A 21,996-nucleotide genomic window follows, 5' to 3' on the forward strand; every position below is an offset into this window, starting at 1 on the left:
TTCGGGAAGCCTAGCGAAACGGGCAAGGCTTCCTGAGCGGCATCCTCGCAACGATCTGTAGGAGAGCAGGTCGAGCTGCGTCGATGCCGTCCTCGAGGCTGGCCTGCGCCGCCTTCGGCAGCGTCAGAGCCCGGAGGGCGACGAAGCCCTGATTCTCCGCATTTCCCGCTGCCTCGAAATCTGCCAGCGCATCGTCGCGTCGTTGTGCCAGTTCGTCGAGGGTTTGCGATAGGCCGAACAGACTTTCGACCGTCACGTTGCCGACGCTCGGCGTCGGCAGGAACTGCCTGATCACCGCCGCCGTCCGTATAGCTCGATTCTGAACGGCTTGATGGAATTCCATCGTGGCTCCGCTCAAGCGTCTGGTTTCATCGGTGCCGTGCGATCTTCACGTGGCAACTCGATGATCATACGACGCCGCGCTCCGCAGCGAAGGACGCAGGACCGGCGGCCAGATCAAGCCAGATCAGGAGGAGCGAAGCCCCGGATCGCCGGTTCCCGGAAGCCTGCTGCTCAGCTTCAGGTATTCCTCGATGGTCAGCAGTACATGCGCAGGCCGGCCGTGGTCCGGGAAGAACACTGGGCAGTCTCTGCCGGCTTCCTGGCCTTGCTGACGCCCTGGTTGAATCGGGTTGCTTGACAGTGTCGTGATGGTCCTGGCGAAGCCTCGTCCAGTCGAGAGAGATAGACACGTCACTACGAAAAAAACGCTGTTCAACGACGTGTTCAATTTGGGCAGGCTGCACCCAAATCCGCAGCAGCCCGTTTCATGAACTTGATGGAGTGAATTCAAGCCATCTCCCCTGCGGGAAGGAAACGACCTGTTCTCCTGAATTTCCATGTAGAGGGGCATAGCGCAAGTACGGCTTGCCTCCCTGAACCTGAATGTAGAATCCATGGAACTCATCGAGAAACCCCTTGATTAATTCTGGTACGTAAGTGCCGAAGGGTTGGCCATGAATTGACGTATGGTCGCCCTTGATCAGTACCTTGGTAAGATTTCCGTAGAGTCGGTCATCAGCCGTGTAGTTGGAGTACATTTCTCGCGAGACCCAGTCCCCCTTGCCTAATACTGCCAAATACTTGACATCTGGACTTGGCAGGCCCTTCCAGTACTGAAGATTGCTGCGCTGGGCTAATAGCCACAAATAATGCGGGCTCGCCAGGGTCACAACAGAGCGGAGGAAAGGGGACACGTCATACGTCTCAACCATGCAGCGACTTACAACACCGCCAAGGCTGTGGCCAATGACCGTGACATCCGTCTGACCCAGAAAATCAAGGTTCAGAAATAGGTTCCTCGCAGCCCCTTCAACGATATAGGCAGGGAGATTGATTACCTGGAGCGCTTTGGCCCCAATGGAGGAAATCAGTGCTTTCAACGCGCCATCAAAACCTATGGGGATATCTGCAACACTCAGCGCCTTGGCCTCATTCACACGGCCATGATAGGCAATATCATCGAAGGCCCAAACGGAATCAAACCCCCCACGAGAAACCAGTGCGTTGGCCAAACCCGACAATGCTTTGAAATCGGAAAGAATGCCGTGCACGAGAATCGCGGTTCTCGGCCCTTTTTCCGAGCCGGCCAACAGCTTCAGCGATTGAGACTTCGGGTGCTCAGGGTAGTGGGGCGCAAGAAATTTGGCGCTCTTTTGTTCATGGCATAATGTACAGACCATCTCGGCCAACGGAAAATGTGTATGCTCGTGCAACCAGGCATTGGACACTTCATTTTTTCCCAGTTTGCAATGACTTCGGCAATACCATTGTCCACAAGAGAGGCAGGAGAACTTTCTGTTGAAGATGTTTTTTAATGAAACATCGCACTCGGGGTGAGAACAGGTTCTCCGAAACAGGCCTTTTGCATGAGCTTGGAGGCCCGGGCCGGCCTTGGCAAAGCAGGTCTGACAGATATAGCCGTTCTCGTTCAGAACCTTTTCAATGTCCGGATAATGCAACCCTCCGAATTGCATCAAATAGGCAGAGCTACAGGCATGGTCGTCGCAAAATTCCTTCGAGCACACGCAACAGATGTATCTATGGTTCAGCACACCAAACTCGACAATGCATCCGGTTTCTTCACAAGTGGCCATAAGTCTCTTTGTCTATCTGCCAGTTCAGACTAGATATTGATTGGTAAATTGGGGTCCATGTCGTTTCCACACGAAACGACATGCATGGCTTGTTGATTCCCGTCAGTCATTCTTGCGGGTGCCATTGGAAAGCCTGTTGAGGAATAGTTCAGAGAGCTTGCGCAAGAGCTTTCCCCCGCCTGGAACCGGCGATTTGTTGCCCAGTTCTTCATGGAGATCCGGTATGTGCTTGATGGCGGTATCGGCAATTGCCTGAGGTACGCCAAGGCGCTTCATCAGTGTGTAGGCTGATTCGTTGACCTGCCGTCTGTACTTTTTAGGTAGACCGGTTACTGCTACGAATTCATTCCAGATTCGGGTTAACGATTGGTTAAACGAACTGCTGGTGCCGGTACCGTAGAGCTTGCGTGGCTCAACAAGCGCGTTGTGGATGATCGAACCGAGTAGATGTTCCCGCGATTGCAATCTGAGGGGTGCGAAGAATTCTTCCATGGGACCACCAGATGCGAAACAGGTTGGGACAAGTTCTTTGTAAGCAAATCGGGAAAAAGCTTCCTGATTCCTATCAACCCAGGAAGTCATCGGATACTCGTTTTCGCATCCGGTAACGGCCAGGATTACCGGGATATTGCCTTGAGTCATTTTCTCGACAAAGAACTTGTAGTCCTCGTCGTGCTCCTTGGTGATTCGGGATGCGCGAGTGACCTGAACCAGCAGACTGAATCCATCGCGCGCCTTTTCGAGCAGATCTATGAGTTCAACGACAGCTTGTTCTGCAGGGACAGTGCCGTGACTGCTTTCGTGCAAGCCGACGGTGTCAATTATCTCAATCCGGCAATCATCGGTTTGGAACGCGGGGTAGAGATGAGATTTCGCTGTGATACCTCTTGCGCCGTTGTCGGTTGGCCGTTTCCTTCCGGTCAGTGTATTGCAGAGACTCGTCTTGCCGGTGCCAGTTGCACCAAAAACGAGAACGCGAATGTTCCTCATTGGTTCATTTGCCTAACCTGAAAGTTAACGACCTTTAACCTCAGAAAGTATATCACCATAACAACGTCCTTGCGGAAGGTCGAGGAAGCGCTATATTGATATTACATAAAGCTCGGAAGTGAGGATCCCCCGAAATTTCGTCTTCCAGGAAATGGGCTACCACACCCGGCAAGTCAGGAACGCGTCGAGTGGCTGATGCGTGAGAACGGTCTTCATGCGTGGCACAAACGGCGCTACAAGGCAACGAAGAGTTCTGTGCGCAGCCCCTGCCGGAGGAACCGAACCTGCTGGAGCTAAACTTCACGTCAGCGGCGCCGAACCAGGCCTGGATTTGCCCAAAACCGTCATTGGCGCGCTTGCGTGTATACTATAGCCCTAGGTACTCACCTGCCCGGCTTGCAGGAATAACCTCTTCCTGACGGGAGCAGAAAGTTCCGAGGCCAGCCAAATTCGCCATTTTGATTGGATAAATATTTCGTGAAAGGATTTACCAGGTGTTCTATTGCCACGGTTTTTCGGTGAAGCAAGGTACTGCATTTACTTTATTGATGGCGGGTATGCTTACGGGGGCCCAGGCTGGAAGCTATTCCAGTGTTTTCTTTTTTGGCGACAGCCTCACCGATTCAGGGGTCTATGCTCCTCTGGTTGGGGTCAATGATCATTTTTCCACCAACCCAGGAACAGTCTGGTCTCAGAATCTTGGTGCAAGTTATGGCAAATCGGTTACACCGGCATACGCGGCGGCTGGCACGGGTCCTGGTCCTTATGCTTTTAATGGCATCGGGAATGGCAACAATTTTGCAGTGGGTAGCGCTCTGATCAATGCGGCGGCGGCGGGTCAAGGCATCAATATTCCGCCCGTGAGCGGCCAGGTTAACGACATCCTTGCCCGTGGACCGCTGGCTTCAAAAGCCCTCTACGCTATTTCGGGAGGACATAACGACGTCTTTACCCAACTCTCTGGTGGTGCTGGCGCTATTCCAGGCATCGTCACTGCGGCGCATGATCTGACCGCGCAAATTGTGCGCTTGCAGTCAGCCGGTGCACGCAATCTGATCGTAATCGGGATTATGGACCTCACCAAAGCACCCATTGCCGCACTACAGACCCCCGCGGACCAGGTGTTGCTCGGAAATCTTGTGACGACGTTTGACGCAACACTGGACGCGGATCTGGCTGGCAAAAATCTACTCTATTTCAATACCGGGAGATTGCTGAACACCGTTATTTCCAACCCCATGGCTTACGGATTTACCAACACCACAGATCCCGCCTGCGGTCCTCTTCCAACAGTTTCCCTGGGTTGCTCTCCCCCCGCAGGTACGGGAGGTTATCTGTTTGCCGATGTACGGCATCCTTCAGCCAAGTTTCACCGCATCATCTCTGACTGGATATACACCTCGCTGGAAGGTGCCAGCCGAGTGGGTCTGATGTCGCAAGTCCCGCTGGGGCGCTCAGGTGCGCAGTGGCGATCGATTGATGGCCGGCTCAATGAATTCCAGAACTACGGCTACAAAGGCCAGGGTTTTTTCGTGACAGGTGATTATGCCAATTCGCAAAAAGAGGCTTATGCCGGAGTGCCTTCCGCAGATGGCTCTGGCGGCAGCCTGATCATCGGTTATGAAAAGGCCTTTGCCGAGCAACTGTTTGGTGGTATCACTCTGGGGTACGGCAATGCACCGTTTGACTTGGGGAACAGCCAGGGCACGGTCAAATATAACGATTGGTCACTTTCGACCTTTGCTTCATATAAGTTCGGATCGTTCTACGCGAACGGAATCGCCACTTATTCCTGGCTTGATTACGCGAGCAAAAGAAACATTAGCCTTGGCTCATTCAACACCAGCGAACGTGGTGATACGCGCGGACACCAGTCTGGGGTGAAAGGACAGATCGGCTATCACTTCACGCATGGCGATATCATCCACGGCCCTCTCGTTGGTCTGGCTTGGGAACGCGTGAACGTGGATGGTTTCAGCGAACAATCAAACAGCCTGACCGCAATGACCTTTGGAGATCAGACCCGCGAGTCGTTGCGTTCGCGACTCGGCTGGCAGGTGGCGGCCGAAACCCGCTGGGCAGAAGTCAATGTTCGTCCCTATGCGCAACTCAGCTATGACTACGAGCACAAGAAAGATGAGCGCAGCTATAGCGCTGGTTTTGTCGGTGGCAATTCTGCCATGGAGATTTCGACGGCCAACCGGACGGGAGGATATGGAACATTGCTTGCCGGCATCAATGCCGAATTGAGCCATGGCATGCGGCTGGGTTTTGGCGCTTCAGCCACGATCAGTCAGCCAGGGGCGAAAAACTCGGCAGTCAACATCACACTTAGCGCCCCTTTCTAATTTGACCTTCCCACATATAAAAATGGTGACGACCTTCGCGAGGGTTGGAAGACGAAATGCAGCGGGAACCTCACACCAATAAAATGCCAATTTTCGTCTTCATTCTCCCCTATTTGTTGGATACTCCATCGATAGATAAGTCTCCCGGTTGCAGAACGGGGGGCAGGTGATTACGGCTGACGCGGTGGCCCGATCAGCGGCGTCTTCACCGGCTTGGCCATGCCAAAGAAAACTACGACGCCCTGACCGGCACCGCGGGTACTCAGCGCTTCAGAGGCATTGCCGAACGCAGCCGCGTCGATGTCCCAATTGTTCGTAACCCAGACATCGCCGGCCGGTCCGACGCCGATATCGACCAGCTGCTGCATTCCGCCACCCACATAGCCGCCCGGCGGCGAAATGGCATCACCGGTTTTCATTCCCGGCGGACAGGTTTCGCTGCGCACACCGCACAACTGCACGATGCCGGTCGAGTCGGAAACCAGGTTGGACACCCAGACATTGTCATTGCCATCGATGGCCACGGCCCAAGGGCCAGCCAATCCCTTGCCGGTAACCGGCGAGAAGAGCGCCTTGGAGCCATCTGGACGCAGCACCGAGACACTCCCGCCTTCGAAGTAGCCCGCCTTCTGCGCGGAAAGGTTATGTACCAGCGATTCGGTCGCCGCCTTTTCGCCTTTGATGACGTACGCTGCCATCATTTCGATGATCTTCAGTCGCCCGCGTTCGGAAGTGCCGAAACGTTCCGCGTGCCATACGTTCCCCTGGCTGTCAATTGCCATCCCACTACCGCTGAAGCCGACGTCAAATTTCTCGACCTTGGTCGGATCGGATACGTGGAAGCGGATGACGGAAGAGCCAATACTGTTGCTGACCCAGATATAGTCTTGTTGATCAATGGCCAGATGGAACGGCGCGAACAGGCCGCACGGGTTTTTCAGCGGGTCTTTGCTTGGATTCTGACAATATATGCGCCCCTTGGACGGATCACCCTTGGGCAGATGAACGATTTGATTCCTGGTTTCATCGACCGCCCAGATGTCGCCATTGGGCGCGACGATGATGCCCTGCATTTCACCAAGCTGGCCGTTGAAGTTCCAGCCATCCGGCGGAGACAGCGGCTTGCCGGCTGAATCAAACTTGGTGAGGTTCTGGCTGGCGTAGCCGCTCGGCCAGATATTGTCCTGTGCATCGATTGCCAGCCCGAAGCCGACGCCGGACAGACCGCCACCGCTAAAGCCTGTCGTGATCGGTGAAAGCGCCTTGCCGTTGGGGGCGAACTTGGACAGATTGCCGTTCCAGAGGATGGACTGGTTCTGCGCGCCGACGATGAAATTGTTGCCGACCCAGACATTCCCCTGGCTGTCGAACATCAACTTGCCGCCGCCGCTAATCCCGCCCCCCGGCGAACTTGAGCGGAAACACCCAGGCACTTGGTGCGAATGTCAGGTAGGGCAGGAAAGGCGTGGCGCGCATTTTCTTGCCTTGTGGCACCGGGTAAAACTGATCCAGCAGTGCGAAGATCCTGTCCGCCTGATGCGCAGGGCTCCGGGCAATGGCCTCAGCGGCTGCCAACGTGTCGGTCGGCACCGCCCCGGCGGGTGTGGTCGCCGCGGCGAACAGCTTGGTGCAGGCATCGGCAGCGACCTGCGTGGCGCAGCCGGCGAGCAGGCTGGCGAGCGTCGCGAAATTAGCCATTGTCGGCGTCTGGCTGCTGTTGAGCGGATCCTGGATGGTCGTGCCCCAACCGCCGGTGGCGAGATCGACAAAGTTGGGTACATTGCCGGCGGTGATGCGCAGGGCCAGCGAGGAACCCTTGATGACCTTGCCGTCGACGACCTGGTTGTGGGTCCATACGGAGGCGATGGTGGTGAACTCGTTGATCGTGACCCTGGCCGGCGGTTTGCTGCCGAGTACCGTCATCATGGCGATGGCCGGGTTGTTGCCAGCGGCCTTGTTGGCCGTTGGCTGACCACCCTGCGCGACCAGATAGAGACTGGAATCGGCATGGGCCGTGGGCGCCGTCAGCATGAAGCGGCCATCGGCGCCGCTGAGGACTTGTGCGAGTTGCTTCGGGGCGCCGGCGCTGGTAGCCCACAGGGTCACCGTCGAGTTGGCGATCGGGGCGCCGCCTCCAAGCACTTGTCCACCAAGGCTCGCGGCTGTCGCACAAGTTGGCAGCGACAGTGCGGTCGAGGTCAGCGCGAAGATCACCGCCGGCATCCTGAAGTCTTTTTTTCCTTGAATGCCAATGTGCATTTCTTGACCTCCTTTTGAATTCGTCTCCCATACCAAGCTTCATGGAAGCCATGGCAAACTATCGTCCTGCCACCCCATGCCACTGGCGGCCATAGCGCGGCATCTCCCTGGAAATTTCGCTGAAGGAATCCGGGTCCTAACTATACTTGACGACCAGCCCGGTCAGCCTGAAAGTCGGGTCCGACAGCGCCAGTTTCGTATACCAACAGCCTCCAGGCCATGATGCCAGCTTGCGCCAGGAGGTCGAGCGGGCCTTCAGCCTTGGCATCCGGGTTATGCGTTCTCTCTGTGGCGCCCAATGGGAGGCGAAAAGCATCTCGATCCGAATGCCACCCCAGGAACCCATCAACATTTATCGGGATCTGCTGGGCGTCATGCCTCGTTTCAATGCGCCCGAAAATTCCATTACATTTGCCGCAGATTGTTTGATCCGCCCTATTTCGAATGCTGATCCGGAATTGCGGCGTTTGATGCAGGAACAAGTTCAACGCCTCGACAATCTCTATCAGGATGAGCTGCCTGAACGCGTGGCGCCGTTGATTCGCAACCTTCTGGCGCAGGGTACGGCCAGTCTAGACGTGATCGCGCAGCGCTTGGCGATGAGTCCGCGGACCTTGCAGCGTAGCCTGAATGCGGAGGGTGAAGGTGTAATACCTATGGCTGCTGAGCATTCCATTGCAGCCGTTCTGACCCATCAAGAGGCCAATGACCGGTCAGACCGAGTTGCCCGATAGTATCCCTTGAAGCCGGTCCCCGCAAAGCAGTCATTGACGCACGACGATACTTGCGACGGTCCGCAAAGTCCAACGTCGGGTTACTGATGCAGCGGATGTCATGTGTGTGGCCACCCGGGGGTAGAGCGCAACGCGCTCGATTTGCGACCATCAGTTTTCGATGATGATCATGTGTGCCTGAATCTTGCCTTCAACAGTCCCGCGGCCAAATTTCCGGGCAATCGCCGCCGCCGCGACGTCGGTTGCCTCGCCAAGCCGAGAGGCGTCGTGCGCCTCGATCTCGTTCCGTAATGGGGTGCCGTGGCAGTAGGCGACCGCCGGGTCGCGGGAAGATGTTGCATGGCTGCGCGCGGCAACCGTGCTGATCCGAGGCGGCGCGGTGAACCCGCCGTTGGCAAGATCTCGAGCGATGCTTGGACGATCGTGATAGCCATGTGGCGTACGGGCCAGGAAGCGCGGCGGGTCCTGTGGAAACATTGACGCCAGTGCCTGCGTCACGGTGTCGGCGAACTCGTTCTCTTCGATCCGATCCCACACGGAAAACATCAAAACACCTCCCAACCGGAGCACTCGACGTGCCTCCGCAAACGCCTTCGTTTTGTCGGGAAAGAACATCGCTCCGAACTGGCAGACAACGGCGTCAAACATACCATCAGGAAATGGCAATTGCATGGCGTCTGCCTGGCGCCACTCTACAGGACGCTTGGTTCCGATCGCAGCCGCCTGGTCCAGCATCGGCTGATTCAGGTCCGTGGCGACGATCGAGACGTTTTCGGGAAGCAGGGATGCCAGACTGCGGGTGGCGACCCCGGTGCCGGCCGCAATCTCGAGCACACGGCCAGGCGATCGCTCCGCCAACTGGTTCGCCAGGTGTGCGGAATAGGGCTCGAAAATCAACGGCACCAGATGCTGCTCATAAAGATTCGGAATCGAGCCTGTGAAGCCATGGTCGTTATCGGCACTGGTCATCACGTTGGCCTGCGCTTTCTGCACTTTCGCTCCTGGGCGGCGTTGTTCTCGATCACTTCCTGGCTGAATTCCGCCAAATGGCGCTGGAGTTGCCCGGCTGGATCGGGCGCACTCGTAATGATGACAATCAGTTTCTCACTGGGTTCCGGAGCGCACGGATATCCATTGCCTGTGGCTTGAGTGCGCTGCGGATGCACTTCGCCACCCTCGCAAACTGCCCACCCATCGGCGGCCGTATGCCTCGCCACAACCATCACCATGATCACCATTCGAGAAGTCCCCGCAGCGGTCACGGCACGTCGCGGTCCAGGGCTTCGCCGATGCGAACGGCAATGGCCTGAACCTCCGGCCGCGGATCGTGCACCCGGACACCAGGATGATCACCGGCCACGATCCCGGCGAGTGGCCGGTGCGCGTGACGGCCGGCGAGAAGCTGCCGCGGCTGTCGTTTGCCGGCGGCGACCAATGGGTCACACTGCGGATGCCTGATACCCAGGAACTGCAGCCGCCCGCAGACGCAACAAACCCCGCCGGGGCGGGGTTGCCGTGCGATCAAAGCCGACTATCACCGGCGCCGGCGGGACGCCGCGATACCTGCGACGGCCAGGCCGAGCAGGGCAAGGGTGCCGGGTAGAGCACCGGGCTGGTATCTGCCAGATTATTGCCCGAATCAAGGCTCCAGTAGAGCGGCCCGCTCGTGGTTCCGTCCACCCACCGCACCTGCACCGTGAGGTCGGGAATTGGTAATGCTCCACCATGGGCCCGCCCAAATCCGGCAGCGTGCCGCCGCGGAGTATGGCCTCACCCCGCCCCCGCATATCGTCGGCCAATGGGCGCATGGATCGCCACGCGGCACGTCCCGATTACTATCCATGACTTGCGGCGCGACTGTTGGTGACCTATGGCCATCCGCCGCTGAAATTGACTACCTGACCGGTGGTGAATGGGGAACGCCCGGAAGCCAGGAATTCGATCAATTCGCCGATTTCCCGCGGTTCGCCGAGACGCCCCATCGGCACCTTGCTCGCGATTTCCCGGCGTCCGGCAGGGTCGTCGATGAATCGCGCACGCGGATAATAGGCTTCGCTGTACAGGTAGTTCGGTGCCACGACATTCACCTGGATGCCGAACGGCGCCGCTTCTTTCGCCAACGCCAACGCGAAGGCCGTTGTGCCGGCACGTACCGAGGTGGCTACGGAAAACCCGGGTTCAGGCTGCAGATAGCGCGCGGAGGTGATGAACACGAAGGTGCCGCGACGTGCCAGCTTCATCGGCGGCAACAGAAGCTGCGTCAGACGATACGGAAAGATCAGCAGGGCCTCCACGCTCTGGCGCAGTGTTTCGAGCGAGACCTCTTCTATTGGTAACGGTGTATTGGGAAAGACATCGTTGGAAATCACCGCAGCGATCTCGAGCCCGCGTTCTTTCAGCTCCTCGGAAATGCCATCAGGCGTTTGCTCGCGCAGCGCCACGGCGCCCGCGTGCGCGAGTTCAAAATTCCGGGCGACGTCGGGGTCGGCAAAGCCGGTATCGTGACAAACCAGCCGGTGTTGCTCCCGGAGTACGACTGGAACCACTCCGGGCCCAACGTATTGGCGTGCATGCGTCAGCAGCAAGGCATTCATCATCAGGCGTTCCTCAGGGTGATGATAAATCGCCGTCACAGCAGCGATTCAAACGCCTGCCGGGCGACGTCGGAAAAGGCTTGCGAACGGCGCGTCGTTCCATTGACATGGACGATCACCGTGGTAGCCGTCGCCGCACAATGGCCGTTCTGGAACAGCCCTTGTTCGAGGGTAAGGGAACTGCGACCGATTCTGCCGGTGCGTGTCCCGATATCGACTCGGCCGGGCCAAGTGATTTCGGCGTGAAGGTCGAGGGTCAGTCGGGCGATCACGAAGGAGCACTGCGGATCGGCCAATGGTCGATCCGGGCTGTAAAGCAATTCCACACGACCGGTTTCCAGCATGCTGGCAAAGACGGCGTTGTTGACGTGGCCTTGGCGGTCGGTATCGACGTAGCGCAGTTTCTCGTAGGTCCGTAGCGGGAAATCATCAATACTCGTCGTTTCGAGCGTTGTCTCGGGTTCTTGCATGATCGGGCCCTTCCGCGTGGGTTGGCGATGCATTGTCCGGCGGGGCCATTCGCTCGACCGCTTGCCGGCAAACTTCGAGGATGTGTTGGGCAAAAACCGGGTCGTCGACCGCGCGGGCCAGAGAAATGCCGCCGACACACAAAGCCATGAAGGCTACGGCGTCGTCGAGGCGTTCCGGATCGATCAGGTTTCCGTCGTCGTGAGGGATGCAGATGGCGCGCAACGATTTGCGCAACTCTTCCTCGTAGACCATTTTGAAACCAGGAGCACTTCTCGCCGCATCCGATGCCAGCGCGGCCAGCGCACAACTGTCGGCCAGGTCATCGCGATGCGCCATCGTCAAATAGCGTTTGCCGAGTCGCACCAGCCGGCTCGGCCAGGACTCTTTAGTGGCCTGCCCTGTCCAGCGCGGCCGGTTGTCGAGTAAGGCGAAGCGAAAGGCCGCCGCAGCCAACTCGTCCTTGTTGTTGAAATGCGCGTAGAACGCGCCATGCGTCAGTCCCGCTTCGTTCATCACCGGGGCGATGGCGGCACCGTCAAGCCCTTCGACACGCAGACGGGAGGCGCCCGCCGTCAAAATGCGCCGCAGTGAAGCTTCTTTGAGATCGGATCGACTGGCCATGGGTTTTCACATGATGTCTATCATGCGAAAAAATCTCATATGATGTGCATCATGTCAACCTGGTTGCAGGCAGGCTCATTCGTTAGCCGTCGGCGTGGCGATAGACCTGAATGGCAAACGCTTTCCCTGACTTGAGCACCTGCGTGTTTTCCAGCTCCAGCGTGAAGCCGAACGAGGCGGCACATTCGGCCAGCTCCGCAGGAGGAATCAGCCGCATCAGTGGGGCGAGCACTTGAATACTCTGATACGGCGAGGGTGACAATGCATGTACCTGTGTCGATGGCTGCTGGAGCACCGAGACCAAACGCGCACCGGGACGACACACCCGCGACAGATTGGCCAATGCCGCAGGCAGCGAGACGTACTCGAACACCAGGGCAGCGTAAACCAGGTCGACGGGGGCGAATGGCAACGCACCAGCCTGAATGTCGGCAACATGGAATTCGAGGCCAGGAACACGCCCAAGATAGCGAGAGGATGCGACAGCGATATAGTCGGGGTTGATGTCGACGCCTACCACCCGCTTGGTTGCGCAGGGAATCCTGTCGAAGCCGTTGCCGCCGGCACAGCCGATCACCGCCACCGACTCCGGCGAGAACTGCCGCAAGGCGTCGGCGAACTGGGCTGCCAACATTGCATCCTGAGCAATGCTTGGCAGCGACATGTGGGACTCGTAGTCCGAGAGTGGAATCTCAAGCCAGGGGTTGTTCATGGGCCGGTGGACGCTCGGGTTGGACAGCCGGCGCCATGCAGGCCGTGGCCTCGCTCCATCTGGCGACTGGGCTGGATCTTGGGAAAAGGTGGAATCTTCATCTTCATGAGTCGGATCGGGGAGTCTTGCATGGACTCGAACGCCTCGCAGATTCCTCGAAAGTAAGCGACACGGGCGGGACTTGCGTTTGCCCGGACAGCGGCTAGACTGCCGGAATGCACGGAGAGTGGAGCGACGAACGATTGATGCTGGCCTACCGCGCCGGTGACGCCGATGCGTTCACGACGCTCTACGGCCGCTACCGCGGCCCGCTCCATCGCTATCTGGCCCGGCAATGCGGCAATCCGACGCTGGCTGAAGAACTGTACCACGAGGTATGGATCAAGGTGATCAACGCACGCGCCCATTACGAACCGCTGGCCCGCTTTTCGACATGGATCTTCCGGATCGCGCGTCATCGCCTGATCGACCACTATCGACAGCACGCGCACCAGTTGCCGTTGCAGTTTGCGCCGCACGCGGGTGACCCCGCTGCCGATGGTCCGGATGATCTGCTGGCCACGCTGCCGGCGCCCAGCCACGAGACGCCGCATGCCGTGCATGAGCGGCAGCAGGTGGCCGAACGGATCAGTCTGGCGCTGGCGGCGCTGCCGGCTGCCCAGCGCGATGTCTTTCTGCTGGCCGAGGAGGGTGGGCTGACCCTGGAAGAAATCGCCGCCGCGACCGATTGCGGTCGCGAAACGACCAAGAGCCGTTTGCGTTACGCGCTGAGCAAGCTCAGGCACTCGCTGCAGGATCTCTTATGACCGAACCGCTTCAGAATTTCCCGAGTGATCCTCCGCTCTCGCGACTGTATCGGCAGTTTGCGACCGACGAGCCGTCGCAGGCTATCGACGAGCGGATTCTGGCCGCCGCGAAGGCGGCGCTTGGCGCGGGTGAACGGTCGCCGGGCGCCGACCGCGGCCGCTGGTGGCGGCGTTGGCGTACGCCGTTGGCGCTGGCCACGACGCTGGTGCTGACCCTGACGCTTTCCCTGCTGCAACAGCCGCCACCGGGAGACGGGTTCGTGCCTGCGGTTCCCGGTCCGCAAGTCGCGCCGGCGCCGGCCGCTGCGCCGCCGGCGAAGTTTGCCGATCCGGAAGCCAGGCCCGCTGCCGCGGTCGCGCCTCCCTCGCCGGCCAGGGCGGCTGGCGCCCTGTCGGATCGGCAGGCCGAAACGCGGCAGCAGGCAAGGCCAGCGTCGACCGGGGTCGGCGAGCGCGACCGCGAGGTGAAGCCCGAGAGCGTTGCCGAGCGGGTTTCGAGCGCGGCAGCGGCGAAACCCGCACCGCCGGCGACAGAGCCGGCTGCAACCCGCTCCGAGCGTACGGACGTTGCCCCCGCCGTCGCCGGCACGGTCACCGGCAACCGTTCCGAAGCGCCGTTGGCTGCCGCTCCCGGCAGAGTGCCGGCGGCCGCGCTGGCGAAATCGCGGGCGCAAGCCGTCCGCACGGCGAGCGTCTGGCTCGATGAAATCCGTGCCCTCCGACGCGAAGGCAATCTTCAGGAGGCCGAACGGCAGTTGCGCGAGTTCCGTCGCGAATACCCGGACTACCCCTTGCCCGAGGACCTGCGTCCATGAGGTGCTCGCGTATTGTCTGTGCCGGCGACACCGGCGAGCGCGTCGTCCCGGGAGGTTGCGCCGGTGGTGCCGGCAGGGTTCTGCCGCGATCCGGAGGCGTTCGCAGCCGTGCGTGTCAGGATGCGCGATTGACCGCTGTTGCGACAGCTCCTACACTCCGCACTTGGTCGTTGCAGTTTCCGCTCACTTCTCCCGGTAAGTATCATCAAGCGATTGTTCTCAAGGAATAAATCAGCGGCTCGCGAAAAGTGTGCGGTCTTCTGGCCGTATCCCTGGGTAACACCTGGGTGCGCGTCAGTCCAGCACCGGTCGGCGGCGCCGGTCACTCGGCCAGGCTGCTGCGGTCGACCGTCGCGATGCTGAGCGGTCTGGCCCGCCAGTTCAAGCGGCTCCGGCAGCGCCTGTCGGCGCGTTCGCGAGTGGCCACCCGGCATCAAAACCTGGAAGGCCTGTTTCAGGCCATCCCGGATCTGGTGTTCGTCCTGGACCTCGAAGGTCGCGTACGCCACCTCAATCCGGCAGCCAGAAGAAGCCTGGGTTGTGGCGACGAGTTCATCGGGCGCGAACTGCTTGAATTGCACTCCCCCGTGCAGCGTACCGAAGCCCGGCAGTCCCTGGCGGAAATGCTGGCCGGCAACTGCCAGGGCTGCGTGCTGCATTTGCAGCGCGCCGACGGCGACCCGCTGGTGGTCGATGCGCGCGTCGTTCGGGGAAGCTGGGACGGGCACGATGCGCTGCTGGGAATCGCGCGTGACGTCGGCCCGCTGGCGCAACTCAAGTACGAAATGCTGCTGCGGGATCGCTACCAGCGGGCGGTGCTGGACAACTTCCCCTTCCTGGTCTGGCTCAAGGACCGGGACAGCCGCTTTCTGGCGGTCAACCGTGCTTTCGCCGAAGCGACCGGAAAAGGCCAGCCGGCGGATCTGGTGGGCCGCAGCGATTTCGACTGTTGGGCGTCCGACCTTGCCGATCGCTATCGTGCCGACGACCGTGCGGTCCTCGAAAGCGGCCATTCCAGGATCGTCGAGGAAGAAATCGAGGAGGCCGGTCGCCGTGCGTGGATCGAAACCTTCAAATCGCCGGTTTCCGTCGACGGCAAGGTCATCGGCACCGTCGGTTTCGCCCGCGACATCACCGAGCGCATCACTGCCCGGCAGGCCGTGCAGCAAAGCGAAGCGATGCTGCGCGCCACCCTCGATGCGACCGCCGACGGCATTCTGGTGGTCGGCGCCGCGGGCCAGGTGCTCACCTATAACCGGCGCTTCCAGGAAATGTGGCGGGTTCCTGAGGAATTGCTGGCCCTGCATGCGGACGAGCGCCTGCTGGCCTTTGTCGTCGAACAGCTGGTCGATCCGGAGAGTTTTCAGCATCAGGTGAATTCCCTGTACGAATCCGACGCGACTTCCTGGGACAGCCTGCACTTCAGGGATGGGCGGGTGTTCGAACGCTATTCGGCTGCGATGCGCATCGGCGGCGAGCGGGCGCGCATCTGGTCGTTTCGCGACGTCACCCTGAGCCGCCGTGCCCAGGACGAGCTCGAACGCGAGCGAGGATTTCTCAAGACCCTGATCCACACCATTCCGGACCTGGTGTGGCTGAAGGACCCGCAAGGCGTGTATCTGGCTTGCAACCCGCGCTTCGAGGCGCTGTTCGGCGCCAAGGAAGGCGCTATCGTCGGCAGGACCGACCATGACTTTGTCGAACCGGTCCTCGCCGACTTCTTTCGCGCCAATGACCTGGCGGCGATTGCCGCCGGGCAGCCCCGGGTCAACGAGGAGTGGCTGGATTTCGCTGACGGTGGCTACCGCGGTCTGTTCGAAACCACCAAGACCCCGATGTGCGACAGTCAGGGAAGGCTGATCGGTGTGCTGGGTATCGCCCATGACGTCACCGCGGCACGCGCGGCTGAGGCGGCGCTGCGCGAAGCGGGTGAGCGTCGTCGCCTGCTGATGGACACCTCGCGCGATGGCATCGTGATCATCAGCCAGCGGCACAGGGTGGTCGAGGCCAACCGACGCTTCGCGGAAATGCTCCGTTACTCGCCGCAGGACGTGCTTCACCTGCACACCTGGGACTGGGAGGCGAACATGGCCGAGGCGCAGGTTCGGGAGGCCTTCGCCGACCTCAAGGAGGTTGACCGGACCTTCGAGACGCGCCACCGGCGCAGCGACGGTACGATCTTCGACGTCGAGGTCAGCGTCAGCGGTACCACGGTCGCCGGCGAGAATGTGGTGATCGCCTTGTGCCGCGACATCAGCGATCGCAAGAAAGCCGACCTGGCCTTGCGCGAGACGCTGGCGTTCCTGCGGGAATCTCAGGCGATCGCCAAGGTGGGCGGCTGGAAGGCCAACCCGACGACCAACAGCGTGAAGTGGACCGAGGAGGTTTACCGCCTGCTGGGGCATCCCCTGGACTCTCCCCCTGTCGACCTCGAGGATGGCCTGCGCTATTACGCGCCGGAATCGCTGCCGGCGGTGCGCACTGCCCTGCAACGCACCCTCGAGACGGGCGAGCCGTTCACCCTGGAATGTCGCATGCTTCATGCCTCGGGGCAGAGTTTCTGGGCCGAGCTGCGTTGTATCGGACGGATGCAGGACCCCGACGAGGGCACCTATCTTACCGGCACCTTCCAGGACATCAGCGAGCGCAAGCTGGTCGATCTGGAACTGCAGCGTCACCGACAGTACCTGGAGGAACTGGTGGCCGCCCGTACCGCCGAACTGGTCGCGGCCCGTGACGCCGCCGAAGCGGCCAGCCGCGCCAAGAGCGAGTTTCTGGCGAACATGAGCCACGAAATCCGGACACCGCTCAACGGCGTCCTCGGATGGGCGCAGCTGGGCGCACGCGCCGAGGCCGGGAGCCGGAGCGAAGCGACGTTTACGCGCATTCTCGAATCCGGTCAGTTGCTGCTCGGCATCATCAATGACATCCTCGACTTCTCCAGGATCGAAGCCGGCAAACTGCATCTGGAGAGTATCCCGTACTCGCCCGCGCGGATCAGCGAGCACGCCTGTGAACTGGTTGCCGGGCGAGCGCAGGAGAAGGGCATCCGGATCGAATGGCAGGTGCGCGCGGATCTCCCCTCCACCTGCCTGGGCGACCCGCTGCGGGTCGAACAGATTCTGATGAACCTGTTGTCCAATGCGGTCAAGTTTACCGAGCAGGGCGGAGTCAGCCTGCATGCGGCGCGCAGCGGCGAAGATCTGCTGTTCCAGGTGAGTGACAGCGGCATTGGTCTGAGCGAGGAACATGTGGCGCGGCTGTTTGCCCCATTCGAGCAGGCCGACAACAGTACCACCCGGCGTTATGGCGGCAGTGGCCTCGGGCTGGCGATTACCAGGCGGCTGGTGGACATGATGCACGGCAGCCTGACGGTGAGCAGTCGGCCGGGGGGCGGTAGCCGTTTCGAGGTGCGCTTGCCGTGTCTCGAAGCGCCGCTGGTCGTTGCCCCCGCCCATGCTGAAAGTGACGCGCAGGCGCCGCCCGTCGCACGGCTGGCGGGTCTGACCATCCTGGCCGCCGACGACAACGAAATCAATCAGTACATCCTGGAGGAAATTCTCGTTTCCGAGGGCGCAAGGGTTACCGTCGTGGGCGACGGCCAGCAGGCGGTCGATCAGATCCGGTGCGACGGTGCCGAAACCTATGACCTGGTGTTGATGGACATCCAGATGCCCTGCCTGGACGGCTACGAAGCGACGCGTCGTATCCATGCCTTTGCGCCGGCGCTGCCGGTTGTCGGGCAAACCGCCCACGCCCTGGCCGAGGAGCGGGCCAAGTGTCTGGCGGCGGGGATGATCGACCACCTGGCCAAGCCGATCGACATCGAGGTGCTGGTGACCGTGGTGTTGCGGCATGCGCGCACCGGCTCCCGGCCCTAGCGGGGCAGGACGGCTTTGCGCCGGGCGGGCAAAAGTACGAACGCCCGACAGTAGACTTCCGGTTTAACCCCGATTGCCGGCGACCGGCGTTTACACGCTCATCTACCCACCTCACTCCTGGAGATCGTCATGAACAAACTCGTCGCCCTGTTTACCGCCCTGCTGCTGGCCGGTGGCGGTGCCGTTGCCAACGCCGGAGCCCTGGTCGACGTCAGCGTCATGGACCGCAGCAGCGGTAAGACGCTGGAGGTGTACCCGCATCGCGGCCGGCTTTATGTCGCCGGCACTCCCGGCAATCGCTATACGGTGCTGCTGCGCAATCACAGCGCCGGCCGGGTGCTGACGGTGCTCTCGGTGGACGGCATCAATGCGCTGAACGGCCAGACCGCCGCCACTTCACAGTCGGGATACGTCCTGGCGGCCGGGCAGGTCGCCGAGATCTCCGGCTGGCGGAAGAGCATGGACGACGTCGCCGCGTTCTATTTCACCAGCATCGCCGACAGCTATGCCGGTCGCACCGATCGCCCGCAGAACGTCGGTGTGATTGGCGTGGCCGTCTACCGGGAAGCTGAGGCCGCGCCGCCGCCGGCGGTGGCGATGCCGTCGCGTGAGCGCGATGCGCCTGGTGCTGCCGCGGGGGCGGTGGCGAACGCAGCGGCCAAGGCTGCCGCCCCGGCTGCTCCACCGGCGCGTGACGAAATCACCACCAGACAGATCGAAAGTCGTCTCGGTACCGGTCACGGCGAACGCATCAATGCACCGACGCAGTTAACCGAGTTTCGCCGCGCCACTGACTCGGCGGCCGAGATTCTCACCATCCATTACGACAGCTACGCCAACCTTCTCGCCCAGGGCATCATTCCGCGGCCAAAACGCGAACCGGCTCCGAATCCCTTTCCGGGTGGTTTCACTCCCGATCCGCGTCGCTGAGGCGGCAACACTCGGCTGCCGGCGGCGCGGCGTCAGGCGCGTATGCGTATAATTCGCGACTTGGCCCATTTCCGGATCGTTACCCACCATGCAGGAAAAGTATCAACCCGCGGAGCTTGAAGTCGCCGCCCAGGAACTCTGGAACCGCAGCGGCGCCGCGCGCGCCATCGAGGACCCGAGCCGACCCAAGTACTACTGCCTGTCGATGTTTCCCTATCCCTCGGGCAAGCTGCACATGGGGCACGTGCGCAACTACACGATCGGCGACGTCCTCACGCGCTTCCACCGGATGCTGGGCTACAACGTCCTGCAGCCGATGGGTTGGGACGCTTTCGGCATGCCGGCGGAAAACGCCGCGATCCAGAACAATGTGCCGCCGGCGCAATGGACCTACGCCAACATCGCGTACATGAAGACCCAGCTCAAACGGCTGGGCTTTGCCATCGACTGGCAGCGCGAGCTCGCCACCTGTACGCCGGAATACTACCGCTGGGAGCAGTGGCTGTTTACCCGTCTGTACGCCAGGGGCTTGATCTACCAGCGCCGGGGGACCGTCAACTGGGATCCGGTCGACCAGACCGTGCTGGCCAACGAGCAGGTCATCGATGGCCGTGGCTGGCGCTCGGGCGCGCTGGTCGAGAAGCGCGAGATCCCGATGTACTACATGAAGATCACCGCCTACGCGGAAGAACTGCTCGCCGACCTCGATCAACTCGATGGCTGGCCGGAGCAGGTGCGCCTGATGCAGAAGAACTGGATCGGCAAGAGTACCGGTGTGCGCTTCGCCTTTCCCTATGAGCTCGATGGCCAGCCCGGCCAGTTGTGGGTATTCACCACGCGTGCCGACACGATCATGGGCGTCACCTTCTGCGCCGTCGCCGCCGAGCATCCGCTGGCCAGTTATGCGGCGGCGCGCGACCCGCAGGTGGCGGCTTTTGTCGAAGAGTGCAAGCGCGGCGGCGTCGCCGAGGCGGACCTTGCGACGATGGAGAAAAAGGGCCTGCCGACCGGCATTTTCGTCACCCATCCCTTGAGCGGCGAACAGGTTGAGGTATGGATCGGCAATTACGTGCTGATGGGTTACGGCGACGGCGCGGTGATGGCGGTGCCGGCGCATGACGAGCGCGACTTCGCTTTTGCCAGGAAGTACGGCCTGCCGATCCGGCAGGTGATCGCCGTGCCGGGCGAAAACTTTTCAATTGAAGGCTGGCAGGAGTGGTACGCCGACAAACAGCGCGGCGTCTGCGTCAACTCCGGGAAATACGACGGCTTGGGCTGTGCGTCGGCGGTTGACGCCATCGCCGCGGATCTCGCGGCCAAGGGCCTGGGGGAGAAGAAGGTGCAGTTCCGCCTGCGCGACTGGGGCATTTCCCGGCAGCGCTACTGGGGCTGCCCGATCCCGATCATCCACTGCGCGACCTGCGGCGACGTGCCGGTGCCTGACGCAGACCTGCCGGTGGTGCTGCCGGAAGACGTCACCATCACCGGCGCCGGCTCGCCGCTGGCCAGACTGCCCGAGTTTTACGAAACCACCTGCCCCGGATGCGGTGGCCCGGCCCGGCGCGAGACCGATACGCTGGACACCTTTGTCGAGTCCTCGTGGTACTTCCTGCGTTATTGCTGTCCGGACAACGATCGCGCGATGGTCGACGAGCGCGTGGCCTATTGGTGCCGAGGCGGCATCGACCAGTACATCGGCGGCATCGAGCACGCCATCCTGCACCTGCTCTATGCGCGCTTCTGGACCAAGCTGATGCGCGACCTCGGGCTGTTTGGCGAGCACGCGTTGAACGAGCCTTTCGCCAGGCTGCTGACGCAGGGCATGGTCGTCGCGCCGACCTTCTTCCGCGAGGACAGCCAGGGCAAGAAGCAGTGGCTCAATCCGGCCGACGTCGATGCCGTCCATGACGAACGTGGCCGTGCCAGCGGGGCGACCCTGCGCGCCGATGGTTTGCCGGTCGTCGTCGGGGGCATCGAGAAGATGTCGAAGTCGAAGAACAACGGGGTCGACCCGCAGGCGCTGATCGACCAGTATGGGGCCGACACGGCGCGCCTGTTCATCATGTTCGCCAGCCCGCCCGACCAGTCGCTCGAATGGTCCGACGCCGGCGTCGAGGGCGCTTTCCGCTTCCTCAAGCGACTGTGGCGCATCGTCTACGAGCATGTCTCGGCAGGGCCTGTCACGGCCGCCCCGGCAGCCGATTTGTCCGGCGAACTGAAAGCCTTGCGCCGGCAGTTGCATCAGACGATCGGCAAGGTCGCCGACGATTATGGCCGCCGCAAGCAGTTCAATACCGCGATCGCGGCGGTGATGGAACTGCTCAACGCCTATGCCAGGATCGCCGACGACTCGCCTGCCGCGCGCGCGGTCAGGCAGGAAGCGCTCGAAGCGGTGACGCTGATGCTCAGCCCGATCGTCCCGCATGTCTGCGAAGCCCTGTACGCGGCCCTCAGGCCCGGTCACACGGCCAGCAGCGAGGCGTTCCCGGTGGTTGACGCAGGCGCTCTGGTACAGGATGAAATCGAAATGGTACTGCAGATCAACGGCAAGCTGCGCGGCAGCCTGCGCGTGCCGGCCGCTGCCGATCGGGCGGCCATCGAGAGTGCCGCGCTGGCCTGCGAAGTGGCGCGCAAGCATCTGGCCGGCGCCGCACCGAGGAAACTGGTGGTCGTTCCCGGCCGTCTGGTCAATATCGTTGCCTGACGCGCAGCGCCAGCCCATCAAGACTTCGAGGACGA

19 protein-coding genes and 1 pseudogene are annotated in these 21,996 nt (G+C 61.1%); 8 read left to right on the plus strand and 12 right to left on the minus strand.

Annotated features, from left to right (window positions below; all coding sequences use genetic code 11):
• Positions 1–10: 10 nt before the first annotated feature.
• The 3 genes from AC15MQ_RS21075 to AC15MQ_RS21085 form a co-directional block, all read right to left on the minus strand.
• Positions 11–295 (minus strand): hypothetical protein, encoded by a 285-nt coding sequence (locus AC15MQ_RS21075; RefSeq protein WP_483081230.1) that lies wholly within the window; start codon positions 293–295, stop codon positions 11–13.
• 472 nt (positions 296–767) lie between these two features.
• Positions 768–2,096: an alpha/beta fold hydrolase gene (locus AC15MQ_RS21080; protein ID WP_483081231.1), complete on the minus strand. Its 1,329-nt coding sequence runs from the start codon at positions 2,094–2,096 to the stop codon at positions 768–770.
• Positions 2,097–2,198: 102 nt separating this feature from the next.
• Positions 2,199–3,086 (minus strand): GTPase, encoded by an 888-nt coding sequence (locus AC15MQ_RS21085; RefSeq protein ID WP_483081232.1) that lies wholly within the window; start codon positions 3,084–3,086, stop codon positions 2,199–2,201.
• 165 nt (positions 3,087–3,251) lie between these two features.
• Between AC15MQ_RS21085 and AC15MQ_RS21090 the strand changes: the two are divergent.
• Together AC15MQ_RS21090 and AC15MQ_RS21095 are read left to right on the plus strand one after the other, a co-directional pair.
• Positions 3,252–3,415, plus strand: a pseudogene (locus AC15MQ_RS21090) (IS3 family transposase); the annotation flags it as partial.
• 165 nt (positions 3,416–3,580) lie between these two features.
• Positions 3,581–5,434 (plus strand): autotransporter outer membrane beta-barrel domain-containing protein, encoded by a 1,854-nt coding sequence (locus AC15MQ_RS21095; RefSeq protein WP_483081233.1) that lies wholly within the window; start codon positions 3,581–3,583, stop codon positions 5,432–5,434.
• A gap of 170 nt (positions 5,435–5,604) precedes the next feature.
• Here the strand turns inward: AC15MQ_RS21095 and AC15MQ_RS21100 are convergent, their stop codons facing one another.
• Positions 5,605–6,807 (minus strand): Vgb family protein, encoded by a 1,203-nt coding sequence (locus tag AC15MQ_RS21100; RefSeq protein ID WP_483081234.1) that lies wholly within the window; start codon positions 6,805–6,807, stop codon positions 5,605–5,607.
• A gap of 16 nt (positions 6,808–6,823) precedes the next feature.
• Positions 6,824–7,693 (minus strand): hypothetical protein, encoded by an 870-nt coding sequence (locus tag AC15MQ_RS21105; RefSeq protein ID WP_483081235.1) that lies wholly within the window; start codon positions 7,691–7,693, stop codon positions 6,824–6,826.
• A gap of 146 nt (positions 7,694–7,839) precedes the next feature.
• On the opposite strand from AC15MQ_RS21105, the gene AC15MQ_RS21110 reads away from it, so the two are divergent.
• Positions 7,840–8,427, plus strand: a complete 588-nt coding sequence (locus AC15MQ_RS21110) for an AraC family transcriptional regulator ligand-binding domain-containing protein (RefSeq protein ID WP_287654103.1) — start codon at positions 7,840–7,842, stop codon at positions 8,425–8,427.
• 150 nt (positions 8,428–8,577) lie between these two features.
• On the opposite strand, the gene AC15MQ_RS21115 is transcribed toward AC15MQ_RS21110, so the two are convergent.
• From AC15MQ_RS21115 to AC15MQ_RS21145, 7 genes are all read right to left on the minus strand, one after another.
• Positions 8,578–9,396 carry a class I SAM-dependent methyltransferase gene (locus AC15MQ_RS21115; protein ID WP_287654160.1) on the minus strand — a complete coding sequence of 273 codons (819 nt, stop codon included), beginning with the start codon at positions 9,394–9,396 and terminating at the stop codon, positions 8,578–8,580.
• Positions 9,396–9,665 carry a hypothetical protein gene (locus tag AC15MQ_RS21120; RefSeq protein WP_287670401.1) on the minus strand — a complete coding sequence of 90 codons (270 nt, stop codon included), beginning with the start codon at positions 9,663–9,665 and terminating at the stop codon, positions 9,396–9,398. Before AC15MQ_RS21120 ends, AC15MQ_RS21115 begins: the two co-directional genes overlap by 1 nt.
• Positions 9,666–9,961: 296 nt before the next feature.
• Positions 9,962–10,012: a hypothetical protein gene (locus AC15MQ_RS21125; RefSeq protein ID WP_350497253.1), complete on the minus strand. Its 51-nt coding sequence runs from the start codon at positions 10,010–10,012 to the stop codon at positions 9,962–9,964.
• A 283-nt stretch (positions 10,013–10,295) separates the two neighbouring features.
• On the minus strand, positions 10,296–11,024 hold the full coding sequence (locus tag AC15MQ_RS21130; protein WP_483081236.1) for an SDR family oxidoreductase: 729 nt from the start codon (positions 11,022–11,024) through the stop codon (positions 10,296–10,298).
• Positions 11,025–11,056: 32 nt separating this feature from the next.
• Positions 11,057–11,491, minus strand: coding sequence for an acyl-CoA thioesterase (locus AC15MQ_RS21135; protein ID WP_287654107.1), 435 nt, complete (start codon positions 11,489–11,491; stop codon positions 11,057–11,059).
• Positions 11,451–12,113 carry a TetR/AcrR family transcriptional regulator gene (locus tag AC15MQ_RS21140; RefSeq protein ID WP_350497246.1) on the minus strand — a complete coding sequence of 221 codons (663 nt, stop codon included), beginning with the start codon at positions 12,111–12,113 and terminating at the stop codon, positions 11,451–11,453. The genes AC15MQ_RS21135 and AC15MQ_RS21140 overlap by 41 nt, the downstream gene beginning before the upstream one ends.
• 82 nt (positions 12,114–12,195) lie before the next feature.
• Positions 12,196–12,777 (minus strand): class I SAM-dependent methyltransferase, encoded by a 582-nt coding sequence (locus AC15MQ_RS21145; RefSeq protein WP_483081237.1) that lies wholly within the window; start codon positions 12,775–12,777, stop codon positions 12,196–12,198.
• Between the two features lie 263 nt (positions 12,778–13,040).
• Between AC15MQ_RS21145 and AC15MQ_RS21150 the strand changes: the two genes are divergently transcribed.
• The 5 genes from AC15MQ_RS21150 (at position 13,041) to leuS (ending at position 21,961) form a co-directional block, all read left to right on the plus strand.
• On the plus strand, positions 13,041–13,631 hold the full coding sequence (locus AC15MQ_RS21150; RefSeq protein WP_332336809.1) for a sigma-70 family RNA polymerase sigma factor: 591 nt from the start codon (positions 13,041–13,043) through the stop codon (positions 13,629–13,631).
• A complete protein-coding gene (locus tag AC15MQ_RS21155) occupies positions 13,628–14,446 on the plus strand; it encodes a hypothetical protein (protein ID WP_483081238.1) in 819 nt (272 codons plus the stop codon). Before AC15MQ_RS21150 ends, AC15MQ_RS21155 begins: the two co-directional genes overlap by 4 nt.
• 248 nt (positions 14,447–14,694) lie before the next feature.
• The gene (locus AC15MQ_RS21160; protein WP_483081239.1) at positions 14,695–18,327 is read left to right on the plus strand and encodes a PAS domain-containing hybrid sensor histidine kinase/response regulator; all 3,633 of its coding nucleotides are present in this window, start codon (positions 14,695–14,697) and stop codon (positions 18,325–18,327) included.
• 129 nt (positions 18,328–18,456) lie between these two features.
• Positions 18,457–19,257 (plus strand): hypothetical protein, encoded by an 801-nt coding sequence (locus AC15MQ_RS21165; protein ID WP_483081240.1) that lies wholly within the window; start codon positions 18,457–18,459, stop codon positions 19,255–19,257.
• Positions 19,258–19,345: 88 nt separating this feature from the next.
• Entirely contained in the window at positions 19,346–21,961 is a 2,616-nt protein-coding gene (gene leuS, locus AC15MQ_RS21170) for a leucine--tRNA ligase (RefSeq protein WP_483081241.1), read from the plus strand.
• Positions 21,962–21,996 lie beyond the last annotated feature (35 nt).

The sequence above is a fragment of the Candidatus Accumulibacter propinquus genome (assembly GCF_056856495.1).

Bases quoted from the DNA above. Each gene is read 5' to 3' on its own strand.
- AC15MQ_RS21080 (WP_483081231.1), bottom strand. From the start codon at position 2,096: ATGGCCACTTGTGAAGAAACCGGATGCATTGTCGAGTTTGGTGTGCTG.
- AC15MQ_RS21085 (WP_483081232.1), bottom strand. From the start codon at position 3,086: ATGAGGAACATTCGCGTTCTCGTTTTTGGTGCAACTGGCACCGGCAAG.
- AC15MQ_RS21100 (WP_483081234.1), bottom strand. From the start codon at position 6,807: ATGTTCGACAGCCAGGGGAATGTCTGGGTCGGCAACAATTTCATCGTC.
- AC15MQ_RS21105 (WP_483081235.1), bottom strand. From the start codon at position 7,693: ATGCACATTGGCATTCAAGGAAAAAAAGACTTCAGGATGCCGGCGGTG.
- AC15MQ_RS21115 (WP_287654160.1), bottom strand. From the start codon at position 9,396: ATGACCAGTGCCGATAACGACCATGGCTTCACAGGCTCGATTCCGAAT.
- AC15MQ_RS21120 (WP_287670401.1), bottom strand. From the start codon at position 9,665: ATGGTGATCATGGTGATGGTTGTGGCGAGGCATACGGCCGCCGATGGG.
- AC15MQ_RS21130 (WP_483081236.1), bottom strand. From the start codon at position 11,024: ATGATGAATGCCTTGCTGCTGACGCATGCACGCCAATACGTTGGGCCC.
- AC15MQ_RS21135 (WP_287654107.1), bottom strand. From the start codon at position 11,491: ATGCAAGAACCCGAGACAACGCTCGAAACGACGAGTATTGATGATTTC.
- AC15MQ_RS21140 (WP_350497246.1), bottom strand. From the start codon at position 12,113: ATGGCCAGTCGATCCGATCTCAAAGAAGCTTCACTGCGGCGCATTTTG.
- AC15MQ_RS21145 (WP_483081237.1), bottom strand. From the start codon at position 12,777: ATGTCGCTGCCAAGCATTGCTCAGGATGCAATGTTGGCAGCCCAGTTC.
- AC15MQ_RS21150 (WP_332336809.1), top strand. From the start codon at position 13,041: ATGCACGGAGAGTGGAGCGACGAACGATTGATGCTGGCCTACCGCGCC.
- AC15MQ_RS21155 (WP_483081238.1), top strand. From the start codon at position 13,628: ATGACCGAACCGCTTCAGAATTTCCCGAGTGATCCTCCGCTCTCGCGA.
- AC15MQ_RS21165 (WP_483081240.1), top strand. From the start codon at position 18,457: ATGAACAAACTCGTCGCCCTGTTTACCGCCCTGCTGCTGGCCGGTGGC.
- leuS (WP_483081241.1), top strand. From the start codon at position 19,346: ATGCAGGAAAAGTATCAACCCGCGGAGCTTGAAGTCGCCGCCCAGGAA.